Annotated in this window: 22 protein-coding genes; 13 read left to right on the forward strand and 9 right to left on the reverse strand. The window is 64.4% G+C overall.

Annotated elements, in window-relative coordinates; all coding sequences use genetic code 11:
• Positions 1-20: 20 nt before the first annotated feature.
• Both ACLEJP_RS19425 and ACLEJP_RS19430 read right to left on the reverse strand, forming a co-directional pair.
• On the reverse strand, positions 21-1,349 hold the full coding sequence (locus ACLEJP_RS19425; RefSeq protein ID WP_440808945.1) for an LLM class flavin-dependent oxidoreductase: 1,329 nt from the start codon (positions 1,347-1,349) through the stop codon (positions 21-23).
• A 319-nt stretch (positions 1,350-1,668) separates the two neighbouring features.
• The gene (locus tag ACLEJP_RS19430) at positions 1,669-2,577 is read right to left on the reverse strand and encodes a LysR substrate-binding domain-containing protein (RefSeq protein ID WP_440808947.1); all 909 of its coding nucleotides are present in this window, start codon (positions 2,575-2,577) and stop codon (positions 1,669-1,671) included.
• 216 nt (positions 2,578-2,793) lie between these two features.
• On the opposite strand from ACLEJP_RS19430, the gene ACLEJP_RS19435 reads away from it, so the two are divergent.
• Positions 2,794-3,207, forward strand: a complete 414-nt coding sequence (locus ACLEJP_RS19435) for a hypothetical protein (protein ID WP_440808949.1) — start codon at positions 2,794-2,796, stop codon at positions 3,205-3,207.
• 23 nt (positions 3,208-3,230) lie between these two features.
• On the opposite strand, the gene chrA is transcribed toward ACLEJP_RS19435, so the two are convergent.
• Together chrA and ACLEJP_RS19445 are read right to left on the reverse strand one after the other, a co-directional pair.
• Positions 3,231-4,601, reverse strand: coding sequence for a chromate efflux transporter (gene chrA / locus ACLEJP_RS19440; protein WP_440808952.1), 1,371 nt, complete (start codon positions 4,599-4,601; stop codon positions 3,231-3,233).
• On the reverse strand, positions 4,594-5,535 hold the full coding sequence (locus ACLEJP_RS19445) for a chromate resistance protein ChrB domain-containing protein (protein WP_440808954.1): 942 nt from the start codon (positions 5,533-5,535) through the stop codon (positions 4,594-4,596). Before ACLEJP_RS19445 ends, chrA begins: the two co-directional genes overlap by 8 nt.
• A gap of 249 nt (positions 5,536-5,784) precedes the next feature.
• Between ACLEJP_RS19445 and ACLEJP_RS19450 the strand changes: the two genes are divergently transcribed.
• Together ACLEJP_RS19450 and ACLEJP_RS19455 are read left to right on the forward strand one after the other, a co-directional pair.
• The gene (locus ACLEJP_RS19450) at positions 5,785-6,225 is read left to right on the forward strand and encodes a YqaA family protein (protein WP_440808957.1); all 441 of its coding nucleotides are present in this window, start codon (positions 5,785-5,787) and stop codon (positions 6,223-6,225) included.
• A 165-nt stretch (positions 6,226-6,390) separates the two neighbouring features.
• Positions 6,391-7,320 (forward strand): malate dehydrogenase, encoded by a 930-nt coding sequence (locus ACLEJP_RS19455; RefSeq protein WP_440808960.1) that lies wholly within the window; start codon positions 6,391-6,393, stop codon positions 7,318-7,320.
• A gap of 58 nt (positions 7,321-7,378) precedes the next feature.
• On the opposite strand, the gene ACLEJP_RS19460 is transcribed toward ACLEJP_RS19455, so the two are convergent.
• Both ACLEJP_RS19460 and ACLEJP_RS19465 read right to left on the reverse strand, forming a co-directional pair.
• Entirely contained in the window at positions 7,379-8,200 is an 822-nt protein-coding gene (locus tag ACLEJP_RS19460; RefSeq protein ID WP_440808961.1) for an amino acid ABC transporter permease, read from the reverse strand.
• Positions 8,197-9,018, reverse strand: a complete 822-nt coding sequence (locus tag ACLEJP_RS19465) for an ABC transporter substrate-binding protein (RefSeq protein ID WP_186673913.1) — start codon at positions 9,016-9,018, stop codon at positions 8,197-8,199. Before ACLEJP_RS19465 ends, ACLEJP_RS19460 begins: the two co-directional genes overlap by 4 nt.
• A 118-nt stretch (positions 9,019-9,136) precedes the next feature.
• Here ACLEJP_RS19465 and ACLEJP_RS19470 point away from each other — a divergent pair, with 118 nt between their 5' ends.
• The 9 genes from ACLEJP_RS19470 to ACLEJP_RS19510 all read left to right on the forward strand — a co-directional run bounded on the left by ACLEJP_RS19470 (position 9,137) and on the right by ACLEJP_RS19510 (position 18,870).
• Positions 9,137-10,021: a homocysteine S-methyltransferase family protein gene (locus tag ACLEJP_RS19470; RefSeq protein WP_225780785.1), complete on the forward strand. Its 885-nt coding sequence runs from the start codon at positions 9,137-9,139 to the stop codon at positions 10,019-10,021.
• 169 nt (positions 10,022-10,190) lie between these two features.
• Entirely contained in the window at positions 10,191-11,462 is a 1,272-nt protein-coding gene (locus ACLEJP_RS19475) for a cystathionine gamma-synthase family protein (protein WP_440808964.1), read from the forward strand.
• 143 nt (positions 11,463-11,605) lie between these two features.
• Positions 11,606-13,045 (forward strand): amino acid permease, encoded by a 1,440-nt coding sequence (locus ACLEJP_RS19480; RefSeq protein WP_440808965.1) that lies wholly within the window; start codon positions 11,606-11,608, stop codon positions 13,043-13,045.
• Between the two features lie 46 nt (positions 13,046-13,091).
• The gene (locus ACLEJP_RS19485; protein ID WP_440808966.1) at positions 13,092-13,976 is read left to right on the forward strand and encodes a LysR substrate-binding domain-containing protein; all 885 of its coding nucleotides are present in this window, start codon (positions 13,092-13,094) and stop codon (positions 13,974-13,976) included.
• A 23-nt stretch (positions 13,977-13,999) separates the two neighbouring features.
• Positions 14,000-15,388 (forward strand): threonine synthase, encoded by a 1,389-nt coding sequence (locus ACLEJP_RS19490; RefSeq protein WP_440808968.1) that lies wholly within the window; start codon positions 14,000-14,002, stop codon positions 15,386-15,388.
• The gene (locus ACLEJP_RS19495; RefSeq protein WP_015268886.1) at positions 15,385-15,822 is read left to right on the forward strand and encodes an Lrp/AsnC family transcriptional regulator; all 438 of its coding nucleotides are present in this window, start codon (positions 15,385-15,387) and stop codon (positions 15,820-15,822) included. Before ACLEJP_RS19490 ends, ACLEJP_RS19495 begins: the two co-directional genes overlap by 4 nt.
• A 207-nt stretch (positions 15,823-16,029) precedes the next feature.
• Positions 16,030-17,073, forward strand: a complete 1,044-nt coding sequence (locus tag ACLEJP_RS19500; protein ID WP_440808970.1) for a homoserine dehydrogenase — start codon at positions 16,030-16,032, stop codon at positions 17,071-17,073.
• Positions 17,074-17,085: 12 nt separating this feature from the next.
• Positions 17,086-18,504 (forward strand): aldehyde dehydrogenase family protein, encoded by a 1,419-nt coding sequence (locus tag ACLEJP_RS19505; RefSeq protein ID WP_440808972.1) that lies wholly within the window; start codon positions 17,086-17,088, stop codon positions 18,502-18,504.
• A gap of 42 nt (positions 18,505-18,546) precedes the next feature.
• Positions 18,547-18,870: a RidA family protein gene (locus ACLEJP_RS19510; protein ID WP_440809084.1), complete on the forward strand. Its 324-nt coding sequence runs from the start codon at positions 18,547-18,549 to the stop codon at positions 18,868-18,870.
• A gap of 24 nt (positions 18,871-18,894) precedes the next feature.
• On the opposite strand, the gene ACLEJP_RS19515 is transcribed toward ACLEJP_RS19510, so the two are convergent.
• The 3 genes from ACLEJP_RS19515 to ACLEJP_RS19525 all read right to left on the reverse strand — a co-directional run bounded on the left by ACLEJP_RS19515 (position 18,895) and on the right by ACLEJP_RS19525 (position 25,493).
• Positions 18,895-19,842 (reverse strand): arsenic resistance protein, encoded by a 948-nt coding sequence (locus tag ACLEJP_RS19515; protein WP_440808974.1) that lies wholly within the window; start codon positions 19,840-19,842, stop codon positions 18,895-18,897.
• Positions 19,843-20,101: 259 nt separating this feature from the next.
• Positions 20,102-21,355, reverse strand: coding sequence for a serine hydroxymethyltransferase (glyA, locus tag ACLEJP_RS19520; RefSeq protein WP_023382412.1), 1,254 nt, complete (start codon positions 21,353-21,355; stop codon positions 20,102-20,104).
• Positions 21,356-21,665: 310 nt separating this feature from the next.
• Positions 21,666-25,493, reverse strand: a complete 3,828-nt coding sequence (locus tag ACLEJP_RS19525; RefSeq protein ID WP_440808978.1) for a sensor domain-containing protein — start codon at positions 25,491-25,493, stop codon at positions 21,666-21,668.
• Between the two features lie 248 nt (positions 25,494-25,741).
• Between ACLEJP_RS19525 and ACLEJP_RS19530 the strand changes: the two genes are divergently transcribed.
• Positions 25,742-26,140: a hypothetical protein gene (locus ACLEJP_RS19530; protein WP_440808980.1), complete on the forward strand. Its 399-nt coding sequence runs from the start codon at positions 25,742-25,744 to the stop codon at positions 26,138-26,140.
• Positions 26,141-26,179 lie beyond the last annotated feature (39 nt).

The following is a 26,179-nucleotide window of genomic DNA, read 5'->3' on the forward strand; positions in this document are numbered from 1 at the left end:
ATGACGTCTCTCCGGTAGGGTCAGGCGAAGCGGCTTTTCGGCACGGGCAGGCCAAGGTTCTCACGCAGCGTTTCGCCCTCGTATTCCTCGCGAAAGCGGCCACGGCGGCGAAGTTCGGGTAATACGTGTTCGACGAAGTCGTCGATGCCATGGGGCAGGTGCGTGGGGGCGATGTTGAAGCCGTCGGCGGCCTCTTCGTCGATCCAGGCTTCCATCTGATCGGCCACGTCCTGGCCGGTGCCGACGATGGTCAGGTGCTCCTGGGCCATGCCGATGCGCTTGTACAGCTGGCGAATGCTCAGGCCCTCGCGCTGTGCGGTCTCGTAGTACATCTGCGCGCTGCTGCGCAGCCCCACGTTTTCCAGGTTCGGTTCCGGTACCGGGCCGTCCAGGTCCATGGCCGACAGGTCGCCGAACGAGCGCTTGAGCATCGCCAGCCCCACCAGCGGGTTGATCATTTCCTGCAGCTGCTCGTACTTCTCCTGGGCGTGGGTACGGCTGGAGCCGACGATGGGGGTCAGGCCGACCATCATCAGCAAGTCTTCGCGGCGCCGCCCGAAGCCGGCCAGGCGGTCCTTGACCGAGGCGTAGTATTGCTGGGCCGAGCCGATGTGCTGCTTGGCGGCGAAGACGATGTCGCAATGCTGCGCGGCAATCTGCTGACCGACTTCGGACGTGCCGGCCTGTACCAGGATCGGCCGGCCCTGGGGCGAGCGCTTGACCGACAGCGGGCCGCGCACCGAGAAGTGTTTGCCGACGTGGTTGAGCACATGCAGCTTGCTCTCGTCATAGAACACGCTGCTTTGCTTGTCATGGACGAAGGCATCCTGGTCCCAGCTGTCCCACAGGCCGGTGACCACCTCGACGAATTCCTCGGCGCGCTCATAACGGGTGTCGTAGTCCAGGTGCTTGGCGCGGTTGAAGTTCCATGCTTCCTGTTCCGACCACGAGGTCACCACGTTCCAGCCGGCGCGCCCGGCGCTGATCATGTCGAGCGAACCGTACTTGCGGGCGATATGGTAAGGCTCGTTGTAGGTGGTCGAGGCAGTGGCGACCAGGCCGATACGCTGGGTGCAGGCGGCGATGGCCGAGAGCAGGGTCAGCGGTTCGAGTTCGGCGTTGTGGCTGGAGCGGCACAGCGAACCGGCCGGCACATCATCGGCGCGGATGCCGATGCCATCGGCAAGAAACAGCAGGTCGAACTTGTTGCGCTCGGCGGTACGGGCCACTTCCAGGAACGACTGGAAGTCCGACGCCGCGTCGACCTTGAGCTCCGGGTGGCGCCAGGCCCCCACGTGATAACCCATGTAACGCATGGAAAGGCCGAGTTTGATCTGTTTCTTGCTCATCCGGTGTGCCCCTGCTGGTCTGTTGCAAAATCCAGGCTGAACGGGCCCGCGCAAGGCCACGGATGGCTCGCGGGGAAGGTTCGGTTGGCTGGACATTCATTGGGTTACTTCACCCCGGCGCGAATGGCCGGGTGGCTGCGTTTTCAGGTCAAGGGCCGGCGTTGTTCTTTTCCTGATGCGGCATTTCCTGTGAAGGCAGGCTCATCCTGCCGGGATCGTTCAGGCCTGTAAACGTAGGATTTTCAGTGCCGTTTAAGTAAGAAAAACTTAACCAAAAAGACGTAATGCACCCTTACGGCGCATACCCGGCTTCGCCGCTTCAGTGGGGTTCGCCGAAGGTCTGCCTGATCCACTCGCCGACCTGCGCCGCGGCCATGGTTTCTCGCGCCCGAGCAGGCTTTACCAGGTGAAAGCCGTGACATGGCACCGGGTCGGTGCGCAGTGGCTGCACCAGTAGGCGGTTGGACAGGAAGCGCTCCATCAGCGGCGGGCCGATAAGGCCGAAGCCCTGCCCATCCAGCACGGCCTGCACCAGATTGGTGTAGGTATCGACGGTAATGCTGGCTTTCGGCTTGGTCATCGCGACATGTTTGGAGGCGAACCAGGTCGACCAGCGCGTCAGGCGGTCATAGGGCCCTTCCAAGTGAATCAGCGGGTGCTCGAAGAGCTCCTCGATGCTGCGTGGAGGTTCGCGGTTTTCCAGGTACGCCGCCGAACAGGTGGGGGCGATGCTCTGACGAACCAGCAAGGTGGACTGCGCACCGGAGAACGGCGGGTTGCCGTACGCTACCACCAAGTCGGCATCGACCTCATCGACCGAGGTGCGGTCTAGCACGATCAGGCGCAGTTCGACATGTGGGTGCTGGGCCCTGAGCGTGCCCATGTTGGGCATCAGCCAATAGGTGATAACCCCGGCCGTGGCGCTGACGGTCACCACATGGCTCTCAGGGCGGCGGGTGAGTGCCGACGTGGCTTCCATGGCCATTTCCAGCGAGGCGGTGATGGCTGCGTGGTAACGGGCGCCGTGGGGGGTGAAGCGTATGGTGCGGTCGAGCCGCTGAAACAGCTTGACCCCCAGAAACTTCTCCAGCCCATTGATCTGCTGACTCACTGCCACGCGGGTGACATGCAGCTCGAGCGCCGCGCGGGTAAAGCTCAAGTGCCGCCCCGCGGCCTCGAAGGCGATGAGCATGTTAGGCGGCGGCAGGGTCGCTTTGAGGGTGCTCATCGAATCAGCTCCATGGCAAACGGGGCAGTGTTCCAGCAGCGGATGGCAGACACAGCGTACGCACCGGGTGCAAGAAGCAGGCCTGCGCTGGAAGAATAATACCTATTGAATTCAGCCGAAATAGCGCTTTACCGGCCGGAGCAGATGAGCCCGAAAAATGGATCCCCTTATCCGGTCAATGATGTTAAAACGACATCTTTTCAGGAAGGGCGTTGTATGATCGGCGAAGTAGGGTTTTGTGATTGGCATCCTTGGTCCGAACGGACGGAGCTCAAGGGAAAGCATCTACCGGGCGTGTACTTCATCGCGCGCAGTAAAAAGAAGCCTGACAACTACCGGGTAAACAACGATTTCATCATCTACATCGGCGAAACGACGGGGCAGACGCTGGCTGACCGGTTGCGTCAGTTCAACACTTCAGCGTTCAGCGAACGCCCCGGACATTCCGGAGGCAATACGTTCAGGCTGACACTTCTCGAAACCACGCCACTTGAGCATCTTTGGGTTTCGGCTTGCCCTGTGGAGATGGGCGAGCCTTACACCACTGCCTACATCAAGCACCTGGAGCGAAAGCTGCTCTGGGAATATGTGTGCACCTGGGGCCGATACCCATACTGCAATCGCTCCTGATCAACGTGCCACGTGCTGGCGCCTCAAACCCGTACCATATGCACCACCAGGCCAAGCACGGCACAGCCAATCAGCACCTGAATCACCCCCCGCTTGAAGCGGAACAAGGCGACCGCCGCCGCAACCGCAATTACCGCCGAAGGCCAGTCGAACGCGCCAGCGAACCCCTTCGGCCAAAGCACGTGGTAACCGAAGAACATCGCCAGGTTCAGGATCACTCCCACCACCGCCGCCGTAATCCCGGTCAGCGGCGCAGTGAACTTCACCTCGTTATGCGTCGACTCCACCAACGGCCCACCGCCGAGAATGAACAGGAACGACGGCAGGAAGGTGAACCAGGTAACCAGGCTGGCCGCGACCGCGCCCGCGAGGAACGGGTGTGCCGCGCCAAACATCGGGTGCAGGTAACCTCCAACGAAGCCGACAAAGGCCACCACCATGATCAGCGGCCCTGGCGTGGTTTCACCCAGGGCGAGCCCGTCGATCATTTGTGTGGGTGACAGCCAGCCGTAATGGCTGACAGCGCCCTGGTAGACATAGGGCAACACGGCGTAGGCCCCGCCAAAGGTCAACAGCGCGGCCTTGGTGAAGAACCAGCCCATCTGGGTCAGGGTCGCACCCCAGCCGAACGTCAGGGTCAGTAGCGCTATGGGCAGGCACCACAACGCAGCACCGACCAGCAGCAGGCGCAGCAGGTGACCCCAGCTGAAGCGGGCATGTTCAGGCGTCGGGGTGTCGTCATCGATCAGCGCCGGGCCGTAGCTGTTCTTCGCAGCCCCATGGCCACCACCGATCACGAACTTGCCTGGCGCGAAGCGGCCGCCCGCATAGCCGATCAGCGCGGCGGCCAGCACGATCAGCGGGAATGGCACGTTGAGTGCGAAGATGGCCACGAACGAGGCCGCGGCCATGGCCCACAGCCAGCCGTTCTTCAGCGCCCGCGAGCCGATCCGGTGGGCCGCATGAACGACGATGGCGGTAACCGCCGGCTTGATGCCATAGAAGATGCCGGCGACCACCGGTACCTCGCCGAAGGCGATGTAGACCCAGGACAAGCCAATCAGGATGAACAGTGAAGGCAGCACGAACAGCGCGCCGGCAATCACGCCGCCCCATGAGCGGTGCATCAGCCAGCCGATGTACGTGGCGAGCTGCTGGGCCTCGGGGCCGGGCAGCAGCATGCAGTAGTTCAGTGCGTGCAGGAAGCGCTTCTCGCTGATCCACCGGCGGCGCTCGACCAGCTCCTGGTGCATGATCGAAATCTGCCCGGCAGGCCCGCCAAAGCTGATGAAACCCAGCTTGAGCCAGAACAGGAAGGCCTCGAACAGGCCGATCGGCCGCATGGCAGCCTGCGGCTGTGACTGTTCGCTCACGGCGGAGGGGGTATCAACCATTTTCGATTTCCTCACTTGCGAAAGCCGTCAGCAGCCCATCGAAGATGCCCCCGGCGACGGTTGTCAGTTGGTCATCATCGCCGATGCTTGCTCGCAAGCCGGCGAGGACGCGTTCGATACCGGGTGCTTCGGAGGGTTGGTAGCCCCCCACATCCAGGTAGTGGATCACACTTGCCAGGCGTGCCAGGCCTGGCTGCTGAACATCAAAACTCTCGATAAGCGTTTCGAAGGACACGCGCTGCCCGACATGGCTGAACCTGGCGCCATCGAAATCGAAGCCCAGCGCATCGTCCGGGCAGTCGCCGGGGCTGTCCAGCCAGATGAACCGGGCCTCGGGATCAATGAAGCGGCGGATAAGCCAGGCACAGGCCAGGCGATCGACCCATGGGCGCTTGCGGGTCGCCCAGCGCCGGCCTTGGTAGTCGCCGCGCGCCAGGCGGGTGATGGCGTGCTCATGGGCACGCGGCTCATCGGCAGACAAGGCGCGGCTGATGGCTGTCTCAAGCGCCTGCAACGCCGTGTCGGCCTGAGCGTTCAGGGTGCCCGGGAAGAAGTCGATGGCGGCCAGCTGGGCGAACAGCTTCCTGAGCTTGCGCGCCTGCCGTGCTGTCTGCAGGGCATTGTCCGGCGACAGGCCCGCCCGGCAGCCGGCGATGTCTGCGAGGAGTTTGCTGTACTCGTCACTGCGGTCGAACAGCCCGCTGAAGCGCTCTTCACGTTCCGCCAGCGTCAGCAGAAATGCCGTGCCGTTGATCGCCAGCACGTCTCGCTCCACGGCTTCGAACGTTTCGCGCCCCGTGCTTTGTTCCGGCAGCAGGTATACGCCATCTCGCAGCACAGCGGCACCGCAGGCCTTCAGGGTTCTCCAGGCGCGCATGCGCTCGGTGGCGTTGGCCGTCGGCAGCCCGAGAATCAATAGCAACCAGTTGATCAAGTAGAGTACTCAACATAAAACCTATCTGTCTCTACATTAAATCAGGGCGGTACAAAAGTAACGGATCTTTGAATATCAATCACCGTATTGCCATTTCTGCTCGGGCGCTGTCGTCATGATGATTTCGTTTCCGCAGCCATGCCGCAGGTTTGACGCGACCCTGCGGGGTGAATAGCATCGCCAGCATGGGCGAGGGCGAGCGTCAGGCCCTCGACGAATTCAAGCAAATCACCAGGAACCTGTAGCGCCGTGTTCGAATTCACCAGCTACCTCGGGCTGTTCCTGGCCGCGTTTGCAGCGGCAACCTTGTTACCCATGCAATCGGAAGCGGCGCTGGTCGCGATGCTCCTGTCCGGGCACTACCTGCCAGTGACGCTGGTCGCGGTGGCCACCGCCGGCAACGTGCTTGGCTCTGTGGCGAACTGGGTGCTTGGCCGGGGCATCGAACATTTGCGCCACAAGCGCTGGTTCCCGGTCAGCGAGGCCAAACTGGCGAAGGCGCAGGTCATGTACCGGCGCTACGGATACTGGTCACTGCTGCTGAGCTGGGTACCGCTGATCGGCGATCCGATCACCCTGGTGGCCGGGGTCATGCGCGAACCGTTCTGGCGGTTCCTGTTGCTGGTCATCCTGGCCAAGGGTGGGCGTTACCTGGTGCTCGCGCTCGTGGTGCTCGGGAGCATGCCATGACGCCGGCCCCCGTCTGCCCGCTGGCAGCGCGGCACACCGGCCAGCTGTTGTAGCGATCGAAGACGCATTTATCGACCTGCGACTGGTCATTCAGCCCCGGCGGACAATACTTCATCTCTATACGCAGGCGTGTTCCTGGTGGCACGCGCCGCTGGGAGGTGTCAGATGAACAAACTGTCAATCGTGGGCGCCGGCATCGTCGGCGAGGCGGCGGCGCAAATCATTGCCCGGGACGAGCTGTGCCGTGAGCTGGTGCTGGTGGACGTGCAGGGTGAAATGGCCAAGGGCAAGGCGCTGGACGTGTGGCAAGCGGCAGTCGAATCAGGTTCCGATACCCGCGTGCATGGCGGCGGCAATGCCGAGCTGCTGCAGGGCTCCGAGCTGGTGGTGATTACTGCAGGCGTGCCGCGCAAGCCGGGCCAGTCGCGACAGGATGTACTCGCTACCAACCTGCCCATCCTCGACGGCATCATGGCGGACATCAAGCAGCATGCGCCGGCGGCGACCGTGCTGGTGGTGTCCAACCCGGTCGACGTGCTCACCTACCGCGCCTGGAGCCTCAGCGGGCAGGGGCGCAACAAGGTGTTCGGCCAGGCAGGGGTGCTGGATACCGCGCGGATGAAGTGCTTCATTGCCGAACAGACCGGTTTCTCCGCCCGCGATATCACCGCACTGGTGCTGGGCGGGCATGGCGACAGCATGGTACCGCTGATGCGCTACTGCCAGATCGGCTCGGTGCCGTTGGCGCACTTCCTGTCCAGTGAGCAGATCGAGCAGATCGTCGAGCGCACGCGCAAAGGTGGCGGCGAGATCCTTGGCTTGAAGAAGCTGGGCAGCGCCTGCGATGCGCCGGGCGTGGCCATTGCGCAGATGGTGGACGCAATCGCCAACGGGCGGAACCGCATCTTGCCGGCGGTGGCGATTCTGCAGGGCGAGTATGGGCGCAAGGAGATTGCCATGGGCGTGCCTTGCGTCCTGGCCGAGCAGGGGCTGGCGCGGGTGATCGAGCTGCCGCTGGATGCGCAGGAGCAGGCGATGTTCGACCAGTCGGCCGATCAGGTGGCGCGGGATATCGCTGAAATGAAAGCGCTGTGACTGTCTTCGGGAGCGGGCACGCCCGCTCCCACAGAAAGCTGCCTACCGCGCCTGGTCCTCAGCGCTGGTAAGCCCGGCCAAAATGCCGCTCCAGCCGCGCCTGCACCAGCTCCAGCAGAATCGACAGCACCCAGTAGATCACCGCTGCCGTGGTCAGCATCTCCAGGTAGCGATAGCTCGAGCGCCCGTACGACTGCGCCAGGAACATCACCTCCCAGACGCCCATCACCGAAATCAGCGACGAGTCCTTGAGCATCGAGATGAACTGGTTGGCCGTCGGCGGAATGATCACGCGCATGGCCTGGGGCAGGATGATGTGCCAGAAGATTTGCGGCGTGCGCATGCCCAGCGCCAGCGCCGCTTCACGCTGCCCGCGGGCGACACCAAGAATGCCGGCGCGGAAGATCTCGCTCAGGTAGGCGCCATAGTTCAGCGACAAGGCGATGATGCCGGCGCTGATGGCGCCCGGCACCAGGCCCAGCTGTGGCAGCCCCAGATAGATCAGCAGGATCTGGATCAGCAGCGGCGTGCCGCGGAAGAACGAGGTGTAGAAGCTGGCGATGCCCACCAGCACCGCACTGTTCGACAGGCGCGCCAAGGCCGCGGCAAAACCGAACAGCACCGACACCAGCATCGAACACAGGCACAGGAACAGGGTCAGCGCTGCACCCTGCAGAAAGCCGTTGGGCCCCAGCTTGAAACCGGCAAGGTTCGGGAATTTCTCCAGGATGATCGAAAACTTCAGGTCGAAGCTGAGGAAAAACGCGACGAACAGGCCGAACAGCGCCAGCCAGGTCAGCAGTAACCGGGTGCGAAAGCCGAACAGGCCGGCACCCGTGGCTTTCACCACGGGCTTGGGAGACGGTGGGAAGGTGCTCATTTGCTGATATCGGCGCCGATCCATTTCTGCGACAGCTTGGCCAGGGTGCCGTCAGCCTTCAGCTCGGCAAATACCTGGCGTACCTTGGCATCCCACTCCGGGTCGCCTTTCTCGATGGCCACCGAGTTGGGCTCTTCATACAGCGGGGCGCCGGCCAGCTTGAAACGCTTGTCCTGGTCCAGGCGCGGCTGCGCGGTCACCAGGTTGGTGAGGATGGCGTCCAGGCGCACGCCAGCGCCCAGGCCCAGGTCCTGGAAGGCGACATTGTCGGTGTCGTACGGCGCGATCTGCACGAAGTCGAAGGGGTAGTCGATCTTCTGCTCTTCCTTGCCTTCGATCACCAGGTTCTTGTTCAGGTAGCTCTCGTAGCTCGATGCACTGGTCAGGCCGACCTTGCGGCCGTCCAGGTCCTTCGCGCCATGGATGCGCTCATCCTTGGCGTTGACCACGATCACCGCAGGCGAGGCGTAGTACTCCACCGGGAAGTCGAACACCTCGGCGCGGGCCTTGCTCGGGGTCATCGAGCAGATGCAGATGTCATAGCGGCCACTCCAGCGGCCAGCGGCGATCACGTCCCACGATGGGGTTTCCAGGCGCAGCTTGACGCCCAGCTTGTCTGCCACGGCCTTGGCCACATCCACGTCGAACCCGGCCAGCTGGTTCTGCTCGTTGACGAACGAGAACGGTGGGTAGCTTTCCATCAGCACGTTGACCAGTTCCTTGCGCGATTCAACCCGCTCCAGCGTGGCGCCAGCAAAGGCCTGGGAAGCAGTCGCGAGCAGCACGAGGCCCGCACCGAGCACAGTAGAAAATCGCATGTACATACCTGAAATGTTGGCCAATGAGGAGAAAGTGTATTTAATAGTTATAAACGAAACTCACATAATGAATTTAATTCATAAGAACCTGCAGAGTAGTTATATGAAACAGCGAGCGATGGTGATTCTCGACGGTGGCATGGGCCGTGAACTGCAGCGCAGTGGCGCGCCGTTTCGCCAGCCTGAATGGTCGGCGCTGGCGCTGAGCGAGGCGCCGGAAGCGGTGGTTGGCGTTCATGCCGCATTCATCGCCGCCGGTGCCCAGGTCATCACCAGCAACAGTTATGCGGTGGTGCCCTTCCACATTGGCGAAGAGCGTTTTGCCAAGGAAGGCCGCCAACTGGCCAATATCGCAGGGCAGCTGGCACGCCACGCGGCTGATGTTGGCGCGCACCCGGTCAAGGTGGCGGGCTCGCTGCCGCCGCTGTTCGGCTCCTACCGCCCGGACCTGTTCCAGCCCGAGCGCGTCGAGGAAGTGCTGTCGCCGCTGTTGCAGGGCCTGGCCCCGCATGTCGACCTGTGGCTGGCCGAAACCCAGAGCTCGGTTGCCGAAGTACGGGCCATCCACGCCCACCTGCCGGAAGACGGCAAGCCGTTCTGGGTGTCGTTCACCTTGCAGGACGAGGAAGTGGATGAAACCCCGCGCCTGCGTTCCGGCGAGCCTGTGGCCGAGGCCATCGAGGCGGTGGTTGGCCTGGGTGTGGCGGCGGTGCTGTTCAACTGCAGCCAGCCCGAGGTCATCGGCGCTGCAGTGGACGTGGCGCGCTCGGTGATCGAGCGCCACAACGCTGACGTGGCCATCGGCGCCTATGCCAACGCCTTCCCGCCGCAACCGAAGGAAGCCACCGCCAATGATGGCCTGGACGAGCTGCGCGAAGACCTCGACCCGCCCGGTTACCTGGCCTGGGCCGCTGACTGGCGCAAGCGTGGCGCCAGCATGGTCGGCGGCTGCTGTGGCATCGGCCCGGAGCACATTGCCGAGCTGAAGCGCAATCTGGCGTGAAGCCATGAGGGGCCCGGGCGGCTGCCGCAGCCGCCCGGCCTCCAGCCATTAAAAAAAACGCCACTCAGACCCGGATTCCATCGTTTTTCAGTCCCCCGCCATGTCCCTATAGTCCGCTGAAAGCCGATGCTCGATCGGCATACACAACTCAGCCGTGCGGGAACCGGATATGAACAACAACGAAAAATTCGAGGGCAATGCAGCGGCCGGTGTCGGTACGCGCGTGGTGTGGGGCGGCGAGCAGGTGCAGCACCCGTACAACGCCACCCAGACCCCGATCGTGGTCAGCGCCGCCTACGGCTACAACGATATCGACGCCTGGTATGACGTGGCCCAGGGCAAACTGCCGGGCTACATCTACAGCCGCATGAGCAACCCGACGGTCGCGACCCTGGAAGCCAAGCTGTGCGAGCTGGAGCGGGCCGAGTCGGCCGTGGCCTTCAGCAGTGGCATGGCAGCCATCAGCGCGGTGCTGCATACCTTCCTCTGCACCGGCAAGCGCGTGGTCTCGACCCGCGACAGCTACGGTGGCACCAACAAGATCTTCGAAGAGTTCCTGCCGCGCATGGGCGTGCAAGTGTGCCTGTGCGACACCCTCGACAGCGAGGCGCTGGAGCGCGAAATCGCCGCCGGCTGCGACGTGCTGTACCTGGAAACCCCGACCAACCCGACCTTGAAGGTACTGGACATCCAGCGCCTGTGTGCGGCTGCCCGGCGGGTGGGTGCCGTGGTGGTGGCCGACAACACCTTCGCCACCCCGCTGAACCAGAACCCGCTGGCCCTGGGCGTGGACGTGGTGGTGCACAGCGCCACCAAGTTCCTGTCCGGCCACGGTGACGTGCTGGGCGGGGTGGTTTGCGGTGCCGAGCCGCTGATGGCGCAGGTGCGTCACTACCGTGAAATCAACGGTGCGGCGCTGGACCCGTTTTCCGCCTACCTGATCATTCGCGGGATCAAGACCCTGGCCTTGCGCCTGCGTCAGCAACAGGCCAGCGCCCAGGCCCTGGCCCAGTACCTGAGCAGCGAGCCGCTGGTCGAAGCGGTCAACTACCCAGGGTTGCCCGGGCACCCGGGCCACGCGATCGCCAAGGCGCAGATGCGCGGTTTCGGTGCCATTGTCAGCTTCGTGCTCAAGGGCGGCATGCCCACCGTGGCGCGGCTGCTGCCGCGCCTGAAGTACGCCCACCGGGCAGGCAACCTGGGCGCGGTGGAAACCATCTATGGCCCGGCGCGGACCACCAGCCATGTGGAAAACACCCTCGAAGAACGCCTGGCCCTGGGCATCTCCGAAGGGTTGGTGCGTATTTCGGTGGGCATCGAAGACACCGAGGACCTGCTGGCAGACCTGGCACAGGCGTGTGCGTCGGTACGCCAGGAGTTGGCCGCAGCAAAGGAACTGCACGGTGACGCGTACGCCGGCCTGGCCGAAGTACAGGCCTGAGACCCGCGCGAGGCGCCCGTTCCTTGCGGCGGGTGCCAGTTCATGAAGTCGAACAAAAACAATATGCAAGGCAATTCGCTTCGCTCTGCCAAGACGAGGTCGTTGCAACGTCCTTGCCCGCCAACTTTCATGAGAAAACCACAATGTCCCTGCAGACAACTACAACGACAAATGCTTCTGCGCACAGCTTCAAGCAGGATATGCAAACCCGCCATATCGTCATGCTGGCGCTGGGCGGTGTCATCGGTACCGGCCTGTTCCTGACGTCGGGTTATACAGTCAACCAGGCCGGGCCCCTGGGCGCGGTCATCGCCTATATCCTCGGCGCGATCATGGTCTACCTGGTGATGATGTGCCTGGGCGAACTGGCGGTGCACATGCCTGAGGTCGGCTCGTTCAGCAGTTACGCCACGCGCTACATCGGGCCGGGCACCGGCTACATGGTGGCGTGGATGTACTGGCTGACCTGGACCGTGGCCATCGGCTCGGAATTCACCGCCGCCGGCATCCTCATGGTGCGCTGGTTCCCTGACACACCGGTGTGGCTATGGAGTGCCCTGTTCGGCCTGGCGGTGTTCATCAGCAATATCATTTCGGTGCGTTCGTTTGCCGAAACCGAATTCTGGTTGTCCTTGATCAAGGTACTGGCAGTGGTCGCCTTCCTGGTAGTGGGTGGTGGCGCGATCCTCGGCGTGTTCGAGATTACCCAGGCGCACAGTGTCGGGCTCGGCAACTTCACCCGTGAAGGGTTGTTCCCCACCGGCTTCTGGTCGATTGCCATGACCCTGCTGGCGGTGGCCTTCGCCTTCTCCGGCACCGAGCTGATCGGCATCGCCGCCGGCGAAACCCGCGACCCGGAAAAGAACGTGCCCAAGGCCATCCGCACCACGGTGCTGCGCCTGGCGCTGTTCTTCGTCGGCACCATTTTCGTCCTCGCCACCTTGTTGCCGCGAGAGCAGGCCGGGGTGGTGGAAAGCCCGTTCGTGATGGCCTTTGAAATGATCGGCATCCCCTACGCGGCAGACATCATGAACTTCGTCATCATCACTGCGCTGCTGTCCGCAGCCAACTCCGGGCTCTACGCTGCCGCACGCATGCTCTGGACCCTCAGCGACCAAGGCAACATGCCGCGCCGCTATGCCGCGCTGTCCCGCCGGGGCACGCCGTTCAATGCCATCGTCCTGAGCATGGCCGGCGGCATGGCCTCGCTGCTGAGCAGTGTGTTTGCGCCCGACACCATCTACCTGGCGCTGGTGTCCATCTCCGGGCTGGCGGTGGTGGTGGTGTGGATCAGCATCGCGGTCAGCCAGATGGCCTTCCGTCGCCATTACCTCGCCCATGGCGGCAAGCTCGAAGACCTCAAGTTCCGCGTGCGCGGCTACCCGTTCGTGCCACTGGCGGCGATCTTCTGCTGCGTCCTGGCCAGCGTCGGCATCGCCTTCGACCCGGCCCAGCGCGTGGCCCTGTACTTCGGCCTGCCGTTCATTGCCTGGTGCTACCTGGCGTACTGGCTGACCCGCAGGTTCCGCGCGCAGCGTCCGCTGCCGCTGGAAACCGTGACGCCAGGTTCCGAGCCTGCCTGAGCAGAGTGATACTAGGCCACCGGAACGTTGCCACGAGAAACCGCCGATGACCCAGAAAACCCTGCCCCCCTTGAACTGGCTGAGAGCCTTCGAAGTGTCGGCGCGTTACCTGAACTTCACCCATGCCGCGGAAGAGCTGCACCTCACCCAGGGGGCCGTGAGCCAGCAGATTCGTCACCTGGAAAGCCAGTTGGGGGTGGCGCTGTTCAAGCGCCTGCCGCGGGGGCTGGGCTTGACCGAAGAAGGGCAGTCCTACCTGCCGGTGGTGCAGGACGCGATCAGCCGCCTGGCAGTGGGCACCAACGAAATCTTCGGGCAGCGCCAGCGGCGGCCGCTGAAGGTGCGCGGCAGCCTGTCGTTCCTGCACTTCTGGCTGGCGCCGCGGCTGGCCGATTTCCGCCGTGCCCACCCGCAGGTGGATATCCGCTACATCAGCAACCTGTGGGTCAAGGAGCTGGATGCCGAGGACGACCTGGAAATCCGCTGGGGCTGCGGCCAATGGGCCGGTGTGGAGGCACAGCGCCTGACCCGCGACGTGCTGGTGCCGGTCTGCTCGCCTGCGCTGGCCGCCCGCTCGCCGTTGCGTGAGCCACGCGACCTGGCCGGCGTGCCGTTGCTGCATGTGCTGGGTTACGAGGAGGGCTGGGGCTACTGGCTGGAGCGGGTTGGCGCCGATCAGGTCGATTCTTCCAGCGGCTTGCAGTTCGACACCCTGGTGTCGACCTTGCGCATGGCGGAGCTCGGGCTCGGCGTGGCGCTGGCGCGCTCGTCGCTGGTCGAGGACTTGCTGCAGGAGGGGCGGCTGGTAGCGCCGTTTACCCAGCGTATCGAAGCCAGCGAATCGTTCTACCTGGTACGCGGCCTGGGGGAGGCGTTGTCCAGCGATGCCCAGGCCTTCAGCCACTGGTTGGTGGCGATGGCGCACCGTTAATTCAATACACACCTGGAGCACCGATGCAGTACACATCCACGCGCGGCAACGAGATACGGGTTGATTTCCGCACGGCGCTGCTTTCCGGGCTGGCCGCCGATGGCGGCCTTTACGTACCGACTGCGGTGCCGACCTTCAGCCAGCAGGAAATCGCCAGCTGGTCCTGGCTGCCGTTCGATGAACTGGCCTGGCGGGTGATGGCACCGTTTGTCGGCGATACCCTCGACGAGCCGACCCTGCGCGCGCTGGTCAGCGACAGCTACCGAGGGTTCAGGCACCGTGGTATCGCGCCGTTGCAGCAGATTGGCCATAACCAATGGATCCTGCAGCTGTTTCACGGGCCGACCCGTTCGTCCAAGGACTTTGCCGCGCAGTTGCAGGCGCGGCTGATCCGCCATTTCCTCGGCGCCGATTGCGAGCGGGTGATGCTGGTTGGTGCCAGCAACGGCGACACCGCGGTGGCAGCCATCGACGCCTTGCGCCATTGCCCGACGGCACGCCTGCTGGCGCTGTACCCCAACGCCGGGACGCCGCCCGACCGGGCCGCGGTGATGCGCAACGCCACGGGTGAAAGCGTCAGCTGCGTGGCCGTCGATGGCAGCTTCGATGACTGCCAGTCGCTGGTATCGGCGCTGCTGCGCGCGTGGCCGTGCCCGGAGCTGATTCCGGTCAGCTTCAATTCGACCAACTGGGTCGGTGTGCTGGCGCAGATCGTGTTCTATTTTCATGCGGCGCTGCAGTTGGGCGGGGGCATCCGGCCGGTCGGTTTCAGCATTCCCACGGCCAGTTTTGCCGAGATCTACGCGGGCTTCATCGCCCAGAAGATGGGCCTGCCGATCAACCAGATCATTGTCTCCACCAACCGCAACGATGCCTTGCACCGCTTCATCCACTGCAACCGCTACAGCCGTGGCTCAACCAGCCAGACCTTGTCGCCGGTGATGGACTTCTCGCTGTTCTCCAACCTCGAGCGCTTCGTCTGGGAGCTGTATGAGCGCGACGGCGTGGCGACCAGGGCGTTGATGGAGCACTTCGAGGATTGCGGTGAGCTGAGCATCGGCAACCGCCAATGGCTGCATGCGCGCATGTTGTTCGACTCGTATGCCGTGGACGACGCGCTGATCCGCGAGGAAATCGTCACGCTGTTCCAGGAGACCGGCACGGCGGTAGACCCGCATGCGGCAACCGGGGCATTCGCCGGGCGCCTGCACCGGCGCAACATTGGCGCGCCGATCGTCACGCTGGGGCAATTTGCCCCGGAAAAGTCCGCCGCGCTGCTGGCGGAACTGGGCGCCTGGCACGGCGAGCTGCCAGCCAGCGTCACCGGTGCCGCAGGCAGCGGGCCGCTGTTGGCGCGCGAGGACCTGGCGGGGGTTCATGAACTGCTGGCCCAATTGCAGGCACGGCGATGAAGCGCATTCTCGACCCCCTGGACGAGCGTATTCTCGCCGAGCTCACCGCCAATGCGCGCATCGCCCATGCCGAGCTGGGGCTGAAAGTGAACCTGTCGCGCAATGCGGTACGCCAGCGCATCGAACGCCTGGAGCGGGACGGGGCCATCCAGGGCTACACCTTGCGCATTGGCGAGGGGCGACGGCCCACGTCATTGATCAACGCGGTGATCTTCGTCTACCGCTACGACCGCATGCGGGGTGAAGCGGTGCTCGATGCCCTGCGCCAGATCCCCGAGGTGATCCAGTGCGAGGTGCTCAGCGGCGAATTCGACCTGCTGCTACGTGTCGAGGCCTCCAGCCCGGAGCGGGTGCATCATGTGTGGAAGGAAATTGCTGCCATGCCCGGGGTCGAGAACACGGTGACGTCGTTCGTCCTGGCCACGGTGATCTGAACCGCACCTTCGCACCACAACCTGCGACTCAACAACGCCGCCCGGGCTTGCGCCCTGGCGGCGTTGTGCATTGCGAGGGGCGCCCAGCTGCGGCTCGGGCAGTGGCCAGATTGGCCAATAAATACAGCGGATTGCCATATTCAACTGGCATTGCCCGGCTCATAGGCTTGTCCTCATCGACCCATCGCCTGGAAAGGACAGCAAACCATGACCGAATACAAGATCGCACTCGTTGGCTTTGGCGGCGTGAACCGTGCCCTGGCGCAACTGATCGCCGAACGCAATGCGCGCTGGCAGCGAGAACTGGGCTTTGCCCTGAAGATCGTCGGCGTCACCGACCTGTTCCTCGGTTCGGTGATCGACCGCGATGGCCTGGATGCGGCCAGGCTGGCGGCCTTGCCCGCTGAGAAGGGCGCCCTGGCGCAGTTCCCGCAGGGTTCGGCCGAGGCATTCAACGAGGCGGTGATCAAGCAGTCCGGTGCCGACATCATCGCCGAAGCCACCTTCACCAACCCCAAGGATGGCGAGCCTGCGGCTACCTTCTGCCGCTGGGCGCTGGAAGCGGGCAAGCACGTGGTCACCACCAACAAGGGGCCGATCGCCTTGCATGCCCAGGCGCTGAAAACCCTGGCCAAGGCCAACGGCGTGTCGTTCGAATACGAAGGTGCAGTGATGAGCGGTACACCCGTGCTGCGCATGGCCCGGCAGACCTTGGCCGGCGCAGGCCTGGTCGGCTTCGAGGGCATCCTCAACGGTACTTCGAACTACGTACTGACGCGCATGGAACAAGGGCTTGGCTTTGCCGATGCGGTGGCGCAGGCCCAAGCGCTTGGCTACGCCGAGGCAGACCCGACCGCCGATGTGGAAGGGCACGACGTGCGCCTGAAAGTGGTCATCCTTGCCAACGAGCTGCTCGGTGCCTGCCTGCAGGTGAGCGATGTCACCTGCAGCGGCATCACTGGCATCGACAGTGCGGCCATCCAGCAGGCGCAGGCGGCGGGCGAGCGCTGGAAGCTGATCGGCAGCGCCAGCCGCGACGCCGATGGCTCGGTACGGGCTAGTGTCGAAGCGCGCCTGTTGCCTGGCAACCACCCGCTGGCCGGCATCACCGGCGCAACCAACGCGGTGGCGTTCGACACCGAGTTGCTGGGCGCCGTGACCGTGTCCGGCCCGGGTGCGGGGCGTGTCGAAACGGCCTTTGCCCTGCTGTCGGATATCGTCGCCATTCACACCGCTGGCCGTTCGGCCTGAGGAGCTACGTTCATGAGCCTGACTTCCGTGTCCCGGGTAGCCTTCCAGCAACCCGCCCTGATCGATGTGTACAGCCCCTACGACGGCAGCCTGGTCGGCAGCGTCGCCAACCTCACGGCCGACGCGGTGCCGGGCCTGCTGGCGCGTGCTCGCCAGGGGGTTCGCGAGAGTGCCGCGCTGCCCCGGCACCGGCGCGCCAGCATTCTTGAACAGGCCGCCCGCCTCATCGAACGCGACGCTGCCGATTTTGCCGGGCTGATTGTCGATGAAGCGGGCAAGACCCTGCGCCAGGCCGAAAAGGAGGTAAAGCGCTGCATCAACACGCTCAAGCTGTCCGCCGAGGAAGCGCGGCGCAACGCCGGCGAAGTGGTGCCGTTCGATGCCTATGAAGGTTCCGAATCACGCCAGGGCTGGTTCACTCGCGAGCCGCTGGGGCTGATCCTGGCCATCACCCCGTACAACGACCCGCTCAACCTGGTGGCTCACAAGCTGGGGCCGGCCATTGCCGGCGGCAATGCCGTTATCCTCAAGCCTTCCGAGCTGGCCCCGTTATCGGCGCTCAAGCTGGTGCAGTACCTCACCGATGCCGGGCTGCCGGAAACCGTTGTCAGCGTTGCCACCGGCGGCGCCGAACTGGGCAAGGCGCTGGTGGCCGTGCGTGATGTGCGCATGGTTTCCTTTACCGGCGGCTTCGCCACGGGCGAGCAGATTGCCCAGGGCGCGGGCCTGAAAAAGCTCGCCATGGACCTGGGCGGCAACGCCCCGGTGCTGGTACTCAAGGACTGCGACCTCGAAGCCACTGTCGAATCGTGCGTGTCGGGCGCGTTCTGGGCCGCCGGGCAGAACTGCATCGGCACCCAGCGCATCCTGGTCGACGCCTCGATCTACCAAGCGTTTCGCCAGCGCTTCGTCGCCCTGACCCAGGCCATGGTGCTGGGTGACCCAAGCCTGCGCGAAACCGACATGGGGCCGATGATCAGCGAAGCCGCTGCACGGCACATCGAAGAGCGCGTCAACCAGGCCCTGCAGGGCGGTGCCCGGCTGCTCTGTGGCCACCAGCGCCAGGGCGCCAGCTATGCGCCGACGGTGCTGGAAAACGTCGACCACGCCAGCCGGCTGTGGCGCGAAGAAGTGTTCGCCCCGGTGGTGATGCTGGCGCCCTTCGACGACATCGAACAGGCCGTCGCCCTGGCCAATGCTCCGGAGTACAGCTTGCATGCCGGGGTGTTCACCCGTGACTTGTCCTTGGCGCTGAGCCTGGCGAAGCGCATCGAGGCGGGCGGCGTGATGGTCAACGACTCGTCCGACTACCGCTTCGACGCCATGCCATTCGGCGGTTCCAAGTATGGCAGCCTGGGCCGCGAGGGGGTGCGCTTCGCCTACGAGGACATGACCCAGCCCAAGGTCGTGTGCATCAACCAGATGGGCTGAGAGGGGACGCTTATGATCGAGCGATACGGGGTGGGCCAGCGGATGTCGTTGGCGGTCAGCTACAGGGGCCTGTTCGAAAGCGCTGGTGTGGTTGCCGACGACCTGCAGCAGGATGTACAGGGGCAGTTGCGCCAGGCGCTGAACACGATCGACAGGCTGATGGCCGAGGCCAGGGTGAGCAAGGAGCAGTTGACCCGGGTCCAGCTATGGATTGCCGACTACCGCCACTTCGACCTGGTGAACGAGGTGTATGACGCCTGGTTGCAGGGTTGTGCCAAGCCGGCACGGGCCTGTGTCGGCGCCGATCTGGGGCAGGGCTACCTGGTCGAGGTGCAGGTGTTTGCCGTGTGTGGCGAGCGCCCCTGACCGGCGATGGCATATGCCTGCGGGTCAGCGCACCAGCCGTGGTACCACCCGTACGTAGACGAGTTCGCTCAGCAGCTCGACCAATGTCTGGGTGATCACGGCGGCCGCCGCCAGCCCGCGCACCTCGTCCGGTAACGCCAGCGCCAGCGGCAGCACCACCAGCGAGTTGCGCGTGGCGGCGCTGAAGGTCACCGCGCGTGCTTCGCTGGCGGGCAGGCGCAACAGGCGCGCCGCGAGCATGCCGAGCAGCGGTGCCGCAAACATGAAGCCCAGGTATACCGGGATCACCGGCAGCAAACGCTCGAAGTCATCGAACACCACGGTGATCTGCGAAGCGATTACCACCATCAGCACCAGAGCCATCGCGGGTACCGGCAGCCATGCCCAGGCGTTGTTCCATGCTGAAACCCTGCGTGAGCGACGGGCGCCGGCGCTGGTGAGCACAGCCAGGGCCAGCGGCAGCACGATCAGCAGCACGAAGGCTTCCACGAACGGGGTGATGGCGAGCGGCACGTTGTCACCCAGCATCAGCGCCAGGTATAGCGGCAGCAACGCCAGTTGCGCCAGCAACAGCACAGGTGTGGCGGCCAGGGTCAGGCGCGCATCGCCTTTGCCGATATGGGTGAACACCACCACATAGTCGATGCACGGGGTCAGCAGCACCAGCAGTGCGCCGACGAGGATGGCCGGGTGGTCGCCCAGCCCACGGGTGACGGCCCAGACCAGCAGCGGCACAAGAAGGAAGTTGGCCAGCAGCAGGGCGGCGATGAAGCGGCGGTTACCCAGGCCTTGGCGCAGGTCGAGGAAGGGAATCTGCAGGAACATCGCGTACATCAGCACGGCGATGGCGGGCGTGATCAGGGCTTGCAACAGGCGTGCGGTATCGCTGGCCAGCAGGCCGAAGGCGACGGCGGCGAGTACGACGGCGAAATAGATTGGGATCTGCCGGGTTTCGAGTTGCTCTCTGGTCAAGGTGCGGCCTGTGTTTGCTGGCTGAAAGGCACACAGGGTAATACGCACTATCAGCAAGGTGTCGCGCTTTTTTGTAGGAGCGGCCTTGTGTCGCGAAGGGACCGCAACGCGGTCCCGGCTATCCCGGCGGCGAAGCTGCGGTGGTGGGGCCGCTGCGCGCCCCTTTCGCGACACAAGGCCGCTCCTACAGGGGGCGACAAACCCGAAAACGAAAAAACCCGGCACTAGGCCGGGCTTTTCCCTGTCAGGCAATCGCCAATCAGTTGCCGTAGACCGGCAGCTTCTTGCAGATAGCTTTGACCTTCTCACGTACGGCGTCGATGACCGCTTCGTTGTTCAGGTCAGCCAGGATGTCGCAGATCCAGCCAGCCAGCTCGCGGCACTCGGCTTCCTTGAAACCACGGGTGGTCACGGCCGGGGTGCCGAAGCGCAGGCCCGAGGTGACGAACGGGGAACGTGGGTCGTTCGGTACCGAGTTCTTGTTGACGGTGATGAAGGCCTTGCCCAGTGCGGCGTCAGCATCCTTGCCGGAGATTTCCTGCTTGATCAGCGACAGCAGGAACAGGTGGTTCTGGGTGCCACCGGAAACCACGTCGAAACCACGCTCGATGAACACGCTGGCCATGGCCTGGGCGTTCTTCACCACCTGCTGCTGGTAAGCCTTGAACTCAGGCTGCAGGGCTTCCTTGAAGCAGATGGCCTTGGCCGCGATGACGTGCTCCAGCGGGCCGCCCTGGGCGCCCGGGAAGACGGCGGAGTTCAGCTTCTTCTCGATCTCTTCGTTCTTGCGAGCGAGGATCAGGCCGCCGCGCGGGCCGCGCAGGGTCTTGTGGGTGGTGGTGGTGACCACGTCGGCGAACGGCACCGGGTTCGGGTACACGCCAGCGGCAACCAGGCCGGCAACGTGGGCCATGTCGACGAACAGGTAGGCACCGACCTTGTCGGCGATGGCGCGGAAGCGGGCGAAGTCCAGAACCTGCGAGTAGGCCGAGAAGCCGGCAACGATCATCTTCGGCTTGTGCTCGACAGCCAGGCGCTCGACTTCGTCGTAGTCGATCAGGCCGTTGGCATCGATGCCGTACTGGATGGCGTTGTACAGTTTGCCCGAAGAGCTGACCGAAGCACCGTGGGTCAGGTGACCACCGTGGGCCAGGCTCATGCCCAGGATGGTGTCACCGGCCGACAGCAGGGCCAGGTAGACAGCGGCGTTGGCCTGGGAGCCGGCGTGCGGCTGAACGTTGGCGTAGTCGGCGCCGAACAGCTGCTTGGCACGGTCGATGGCCAGTTGCTCGACGACGTCGACGTACTCGCAACCACCGTAGTAGCGCTTGCCCGGGTAGCCTTCGGCGTACTTGTTGGTCAGGACCGAGCCCTGGGCTTCCATGACTGCCGGGCTGGTGTAGTTTTCCGAAGCGATCAGCTCGATATGCTCTTCCTGGCGCAGAGCTTCTTGCTGCATGGCTTCGAAGAGCTCGGCGTCGTACTTGGCAATGGTCAAATCACGGCTGAACATGGCGGTCCTCAAGGATCGGGGTGAATTGGGGGGGCATTCTAACCGATTGATTCGCCGCTGGCATATGAAGTGGCATCAAGTCGCGGACCAATGGGCTTCATGTTGCATCCCGCGCCGTGTCTGGGCTGGGCGGGGACCGGAGTTGACTCCCAGGTCCGTTTTTCAGGCCTGGGGACCAGGCCCGATGCGGGCTTCTGCAGGAGCGGCTTCAGCCGCGATCACCGGCCAGGCCGGTGCCAGCCACCGCGTCGCCTGCATCGCGGATAAATCCGCTCCTGCAAGCGCCCGCGTATGCCAGGAGAGGGCCGGCTCAATTGAACATGAACAGCGTCTCGTTGGCGAACTGCGCCTCGAACTGGTGTGCCGGCATCGGCCGCCCGAACAGGTAGCCCTGCACTTCGTCACAGCCATGCTCGCGGAGGAATTCCAGTTGCTCGTGGGTTTCCACGCCTTCGGCGATCACCGCCAGGTTGAGGCTGTGGGCCATGGCGATGATCGCCCGGGCAATCTGCGCATCCTGCTCGCCTTCCGGCAGGCCGTCGACGAAGGTGCGGTCGATCTTCAGCACGTCGATGGGGAACTGCTTGAGGTAGTTCAGCGACGAATAGCCGGTGCCGAAGTCGTCCACCGCGATGCTCAGGCCAAGGTTTTTCAGGCCGGCCAGAATCTGCAATGCTTCGTTCACCTCGCGCATCAGGATGCTTTCGGTCAGTTCCAGCTCCAGGCACGCCGGTGGCAGGCCGGTTTCTTCCAGGACCCTGGCGATGCGCGTGCCCAGCTGGCCATCGGAGAACTGCCGCGCAGAAATGTTCACCGATACCTTCGGCACCCGCACCTTGGCCTTGTGCCAGGCCTTGAGCTGGCGGCTGGCTTCGCGCAGCACCCAGTCGCCCACGTCGACCACCAGGCCCAGCTCCTCGATCACCGGGATGAAGTCGCCTGGTGGCACCAGGCCGCGGGTCGGGTGGCGCCAGCGCAGCAGGGCTTCGGCACCGGTCAGGCGTTTGCCGTCGCCGCTGAACTGCGGCTGGTAGTAGAGGATGAACTCGTTCTGCTCCATGGCGTGGCGCAGGTCGCTTTCCAGCTCCAGGCGCTCCAGGGCGCTGGCGTTCATCTCGGCCTGGTAGAACTGGAAGTTGTTCTTGCCGCGTTCCTTGGCGTGGTACATGGCGGTGTCGGCGTTCTTCATCAGCTGGCTCAGTTCGCTGCCGTCCTGCGGGCTGAGGGCGATGCCGATACTGGCGGTGACGAAGAACTCGCGGTTCTCCAGCACGAACGGCCGCACCAGGCTGGCGAGGATGTTCTCGGCCACATGAATCGCACGGTTGAGCGCCATCTCGCGGGTGGCGCGTGGTTGCAGCAGCAGGGTGAACTCGTCGCCGCCCATGCGCGCCACGGTATCGTCGTCGTCCACGCAGGCCAGCAGGCGCTGGGCCATGTCCTTGAGCATGCGGTCGCCGGCGGCGTGGCCGAGCGAGTCGTTGATCGGCTTGAAGCGGTCCAGGTCGAGGAACATCAGCACCACCCAGGCCTTCTGCCGCTCGGCCTGCTGCAGGGCGTTGTACAGGCGGTCCTGGAACAGCGTGCGGTTGGGCAGGTGGGTGAGGGCATCGTAGTAGGCCAGGCGGTGAATGCGCTGTTCGCTGGCCTTGCGCTCGCTGATGTCGGTGAAGAAGCACACGTAGCTGGCGAGGTCGCCCTCGTCATCCAGCACCGCAGTGATGCCGACCCAGGCCGGGTAATGGTCGCCGTCGCGGCGCTTGAGCCACACTTCACCTTCCCAGCTGCCGCGCTGGTGCAGCTGCTTGACCACATAGCGCAGGTGGCCTTCCTGCTGCTCGTCGACGGTGAGCATGCCCGGCAACTGGTCGAGCACCTCGCTGACGGCGTAGCCACTGACGCGGCTGAACGCTTCGTTGGCCTGGACGATATAGCCGGCCGGGTCAGTGATGAGAATCGCCGAGGTCGAGTGCTCGAATACCGTCGCAGCCATGCGCAGGTCTTTTTCGGCGCGGCGTTGCTGGCTGATGTCGCGGCCCACCCCGAGCACGCCTTCGAAGTGCTGGTCATCGTCCCACACCAGCACCAGGCGCAGTTCGATGGGGATCTTGCGGCCATCGGCGCGCAGGCAGTCGAACAGGAACAGCTGGGTCGGCAACTGGCTGCGCAGCAGGGCCAGCTGCGCGGGGTCGCCCATGGCCTTGCTGACACGCTCCATCAGGCTGTAGATGCCGGTGAGCTGGGCCGGGTTGGCGATGATCGACTGCCAGCCGTTGCTGAAGATCCAGTCGGCCTGGTAGCCCAGCACGCTCTGCACCGAGGGGCTGACGTAGTTGAGCTGGAGCAGGTTGTCGGTGGAGAAGATCACGTCGCTGATGCTTTCGGCGAGCATGCGGTAGCGCTGCTCGCTGTCGCGCAGCGACTGGCTGGCCTCGATCTGTACCGTCACGTCCTTGCCCACGCCGATGATGCGTGTGACCTGGCCATCGGCGTCACGGGTGAGTACCTGTTCGCGAATGTCGTAGCAGCGCCAGCCGCCATCGCGGTGGCGGAAGCGCAGCTGGCAGTGCAGTGGCTGGTCATGGCCGCTGTCGCGCTGTTGCTGGCGCAGCGCCTGGTAGTGCGCGGCGTCTTCGGGGTGCAGCAGCAACTCCCAGAAGCGGTCGCCCATCTGCGCCAGCTCGGTACGGTCGTAGCCCAGGGTCTGGCCGAGATGGCGGTTGCTGAAGATCATTCGCTGGCTGAGCACGTCCTGCACGTACAGCTGGTCGGGCACGGTGCGCACCACGTCCGACCAGAAACTTTCACGCTCGAGCAGCGACAGCTCCACCTGCTTGCGGCTGGTGATATCGCTGATGCTGAGGATCACTGCCTGGTAATCACGGCGCTGTTGCGGCAGGCGGGCCATCAGCCACAGGTGCAGCTCGCCGCCCAGCGGGGCCGGCAGGCGCACTTCCAGCTCCAGCGACGGGCGTTGCTCGATCAGCGCATCGATCAGCTGCATGCCCACGCTGTCGCGCCCGTCGCCGGTGCCTTCGATCAGGCGCTGCCAGGCCCCTTCATGGCACTCGATGTTCAACAACTGGCGTGCCACCTGGTTGATCTCGGTGATCTTCAACTCCAGCAGCAGGGAGCGGCGCAGGCTTGGGTCGAGGGCCAGGCTGTGCTTGAGCGCGGCGCGGTTGCGCAGGTGGTAGCGGTCGAGTTGGCCGGGCAGGCTGGACAGGTCGAGCACGCACAAGGCCACGCCAGTGCCTTCGAAGATTTCCTGGTAGCGCCGGCGGTCTTCCTGCAGCGCCCGTTGGCGACGGCGCATGTTGACCAGCGCCAGAACCGGCAGCATTGCGCAGAGCAGCACCAACAGGCATTTGCCCAGCAGCGCGGGCAGCAGCATCTGGCGCGCCAGCTTGGCGTCGAACAGGCCGCGCAGTTGCCAGGTGCTGTTGTCGACGAAGGCCAGCATCACGCTCTGCAGTGGCGCGTTGCTGGTCGGGGTTGGCGCATGGCGTTGCAGTATCTCGCCGCTGCGGCTGTTTTCCAGCAGCCATAACGGCCGGCCAGAGCCATCCAGGTAGGTGACGAGGGGGCGGTAGTACGCTGGCGCCAGGCGCAACAACCAGGAGCCACCGTTGTCGTCGGCCTGGCGCAGTAGCAGGTAGACGGAGCTGTTGTCGGGCGAGTTGCTGAAGAAATACGGGTGGCCCTGGCTCAGCTTGAGCAATTCGTCAATCAACTGGCGGTCAGGGCTGCCGGCCAGGCTGTCGGCCTGCACCTGCCCGGCAGCATCCAGCCAAGCCACGCTCTGCAGGTCCGGCAGGTGCCCACGCAGGTTGGCCAGCACGCCGGGCAAGGCTTTCGGCGCCGGTACATTGGCGTAGGGCTGCAGCACATTGACGGCCTGTTGCGCCTTGAACGCCAGGTTCAGGCCCAGGTGGTCGGCCAGCTCGGCGGTGCCTTCCAGGGTTTTCTTGCGCAGGTCGGCCTGGGTATGGCTGAACTGGGCGAACAGTTGCCACACCAGCAGCCCCAGCAGGATCAGGGCCAGTAGCGCCAGCGCACCCTTGATCGACCCGCGCAGGGAGCCCGCAGGCGCTTGTGGCGCGGAACGCAATGACGGCGGATGAGTAAGATTGGTCAAGCGTTGATCCTGCGATTGGGCTGGCGATGGCAGGGGTTAATGATGCACGGTATGTGCCGGTGTCTGGTTGCCAGACCGCAGTGGCGCACTATAAGACCGGACACCCGAAACGGGCTAGCATGCCTAGGATTATGGCAAAGTGCCAGCCGATATGACCGATGGTGCCGGCCCGCTGGTTCGGCAAGCCCCAGCGACCTGTGCGAGAATAGCGCCCGCTTCACATGACAACGCATCGGAGATGTTCGGTTTTGGTTACTCACTTTTCCACCAATGGCCTCGATTCCGCCTGCGGGCGCAGCAGTCAGACCCTTGTCAGCACTGCCGTGACCGAGGACGTATCGTGCAAGTCCTGCCAGCGTTCGCTGAGCAAACCCGAGGTGGCCACCGCCGCCAAGAGCAAGAGCCCGTCGCTGGCTGAACTGCGCAAGACCGCCAAGGCGGCAGCAGAACCGGCAGTTACCGTAGCCGCGGCCAGCAAGCCGGCCGCCAAGGTGGTCAACGTGCCTGCTGCCCAGCTGGCCAAGGTGGCGCAACAGCCGGCCCGTGCCGGTGGCTTCAGTGTCAAGGCAGCCTGGGCCGCGCGCCTGGCAGAGCAGGGCGAGCGTTGCCGCCTGCCACGCGGCAAGGCCAAGCAGCGTCACGTCTGAGCCATCTTCGACTGCTGTGCCGGCCCCTTCGCGGGCGAG

This window comes from Pseudomonas sp. SMV7 (genome assembly GCF_052041995.1).
Taxonomy (GTDB): Bacteria; Pseudomonadota; Gammaproteobacteria; order Pseudomonadales; family Pseudomonadaceae; genus Aquipseudomonas.

Excerpts from the sequence above, each read along its gene's own strand:
- ACLEJP_RS19425 (WP_440808945.1), bottom strand. The coding sequence starts at position 1,349 with ATGAGCAAGAAACAGATCAAACTCGGCCTTTCCATGCGTTACATGGGT.
- ACLEJP_RS19430 (WP_440808947.1), bottom strand. The coding sequence starts at position 2,577 with ATGAGCACCCTCAAAGCGACCCTGCCGCCGCCTAACATGCTCATCGCC.
- ACLEJP_RS19435 (WP_440808949.1), top strand. The coding sequence starts at position 2,794 with ATGATCGGCGAAGTAGGGTTTTGTGATTGGCATCCTTGGTCCGAACGG.
- chrA (WP_440808952.1), bottom strand. The coding sequence starts at position 4,601 with ATGGTTGATACCCCCTCCGCCGTGAGCGAACAGTCACAGCCGCAGGCT.
- ACLEJP_RS19455 (WP_440808960.1), top strand. The coding sequence starts at position 6,391 with ATGAACAAACTGTCAATCGTGGGCGCCGGCATCGTCGGCGAGGCGGCG.
- ACLEJP_RS19460 (WP_440808961.1), bottom strand. The coding sequence starts at position 8,200 with ATGAGCACCTTCCCACCGTCTCCCAAGCCCGTGGTGAAAGCCACGGGT.
- ACLEJP_RS19465 (WP_186673913.1), bottom strand. The coding sequence starts at position 9,018 with ATGCGATTTTCTACTGTGCTCGGTGCGGGCCTCGTGCTGCTCGCGACT.
- ACLEJP_RS19470 (WP_225780785.1), top strand. The coding sequence starts at position 9,137 with ATGGTGATTCTCGACGGTGGCATGGGCCGTGAACTGCAGCGCAGTGGC.
- ACLEJP_RS19475 (WP_440808964.1), top strand. The coding sequence starts at position 10,191 with ATGAACAACAACGAAAAATTCGAGGGCAATGCAGCGGCCGGTGTCGGT.
- ACLEJP_RS19480 (WP_440808965.1), top strand. The coding sequence starts at position 11,606 with ATGTCCCTGCAGACAACTACAACGACAAATGCTTCTGCGCACAGCTTC.
- ACLEJP_RS19485 (WP_440808966.1), top strand. The coding sequence starts at position 13,092 with ATGACCCAGAAAACCCTGCCCCCCTTGAACTGGCTGAGAGCCTTCGAA.
- ACLEJP_RS19490 (WP_440808968.1), top strand. The coding sequence starts at position 14,000 with ATGCAGTACACATCCACGCGCGGCAACGAGATACGGGTTGATTTCCGC.
- ACLEJP_RS19495 (WP_015268886.1), top strand. The coding sequence starts at position 15,385 with ATGAAGCGCATTCTCGACCCCCTGGACGAGCGTATTCTCGCCGAGCTC.
- ACLEJP_RS19500 (WP_440808970.1), top strand. The coding sequence starts at position 16,030 with ATGACCGAATACAAGATCGCACTCGTTGGCTTTGGCGGCGTGAACCGT.
- ACLEJP_RS19505 (WP_440808972.1), top strand. The coding sequence starts at position 17,086 with ATGAGCCTGACTTCCGTGTCCCGGGTAGCCTTCCAGCAACCCGCCCTG.
- ACLEJP_RS19510 (WP_440809084.1), top strand. The coding sequence starts at position 18,547 with ATGTCGTTGGCGGTCAGCTACAGGGGCCTGTTCGAAAGCGCTGGTGTG.
- glyA (WP_023382412.1), bottom strand. The coding sequence starts at position 21,355 with ATGTTCAGCCGTGATTTGACCATTGCCAAGTACGACGCCGAGCTCTTC.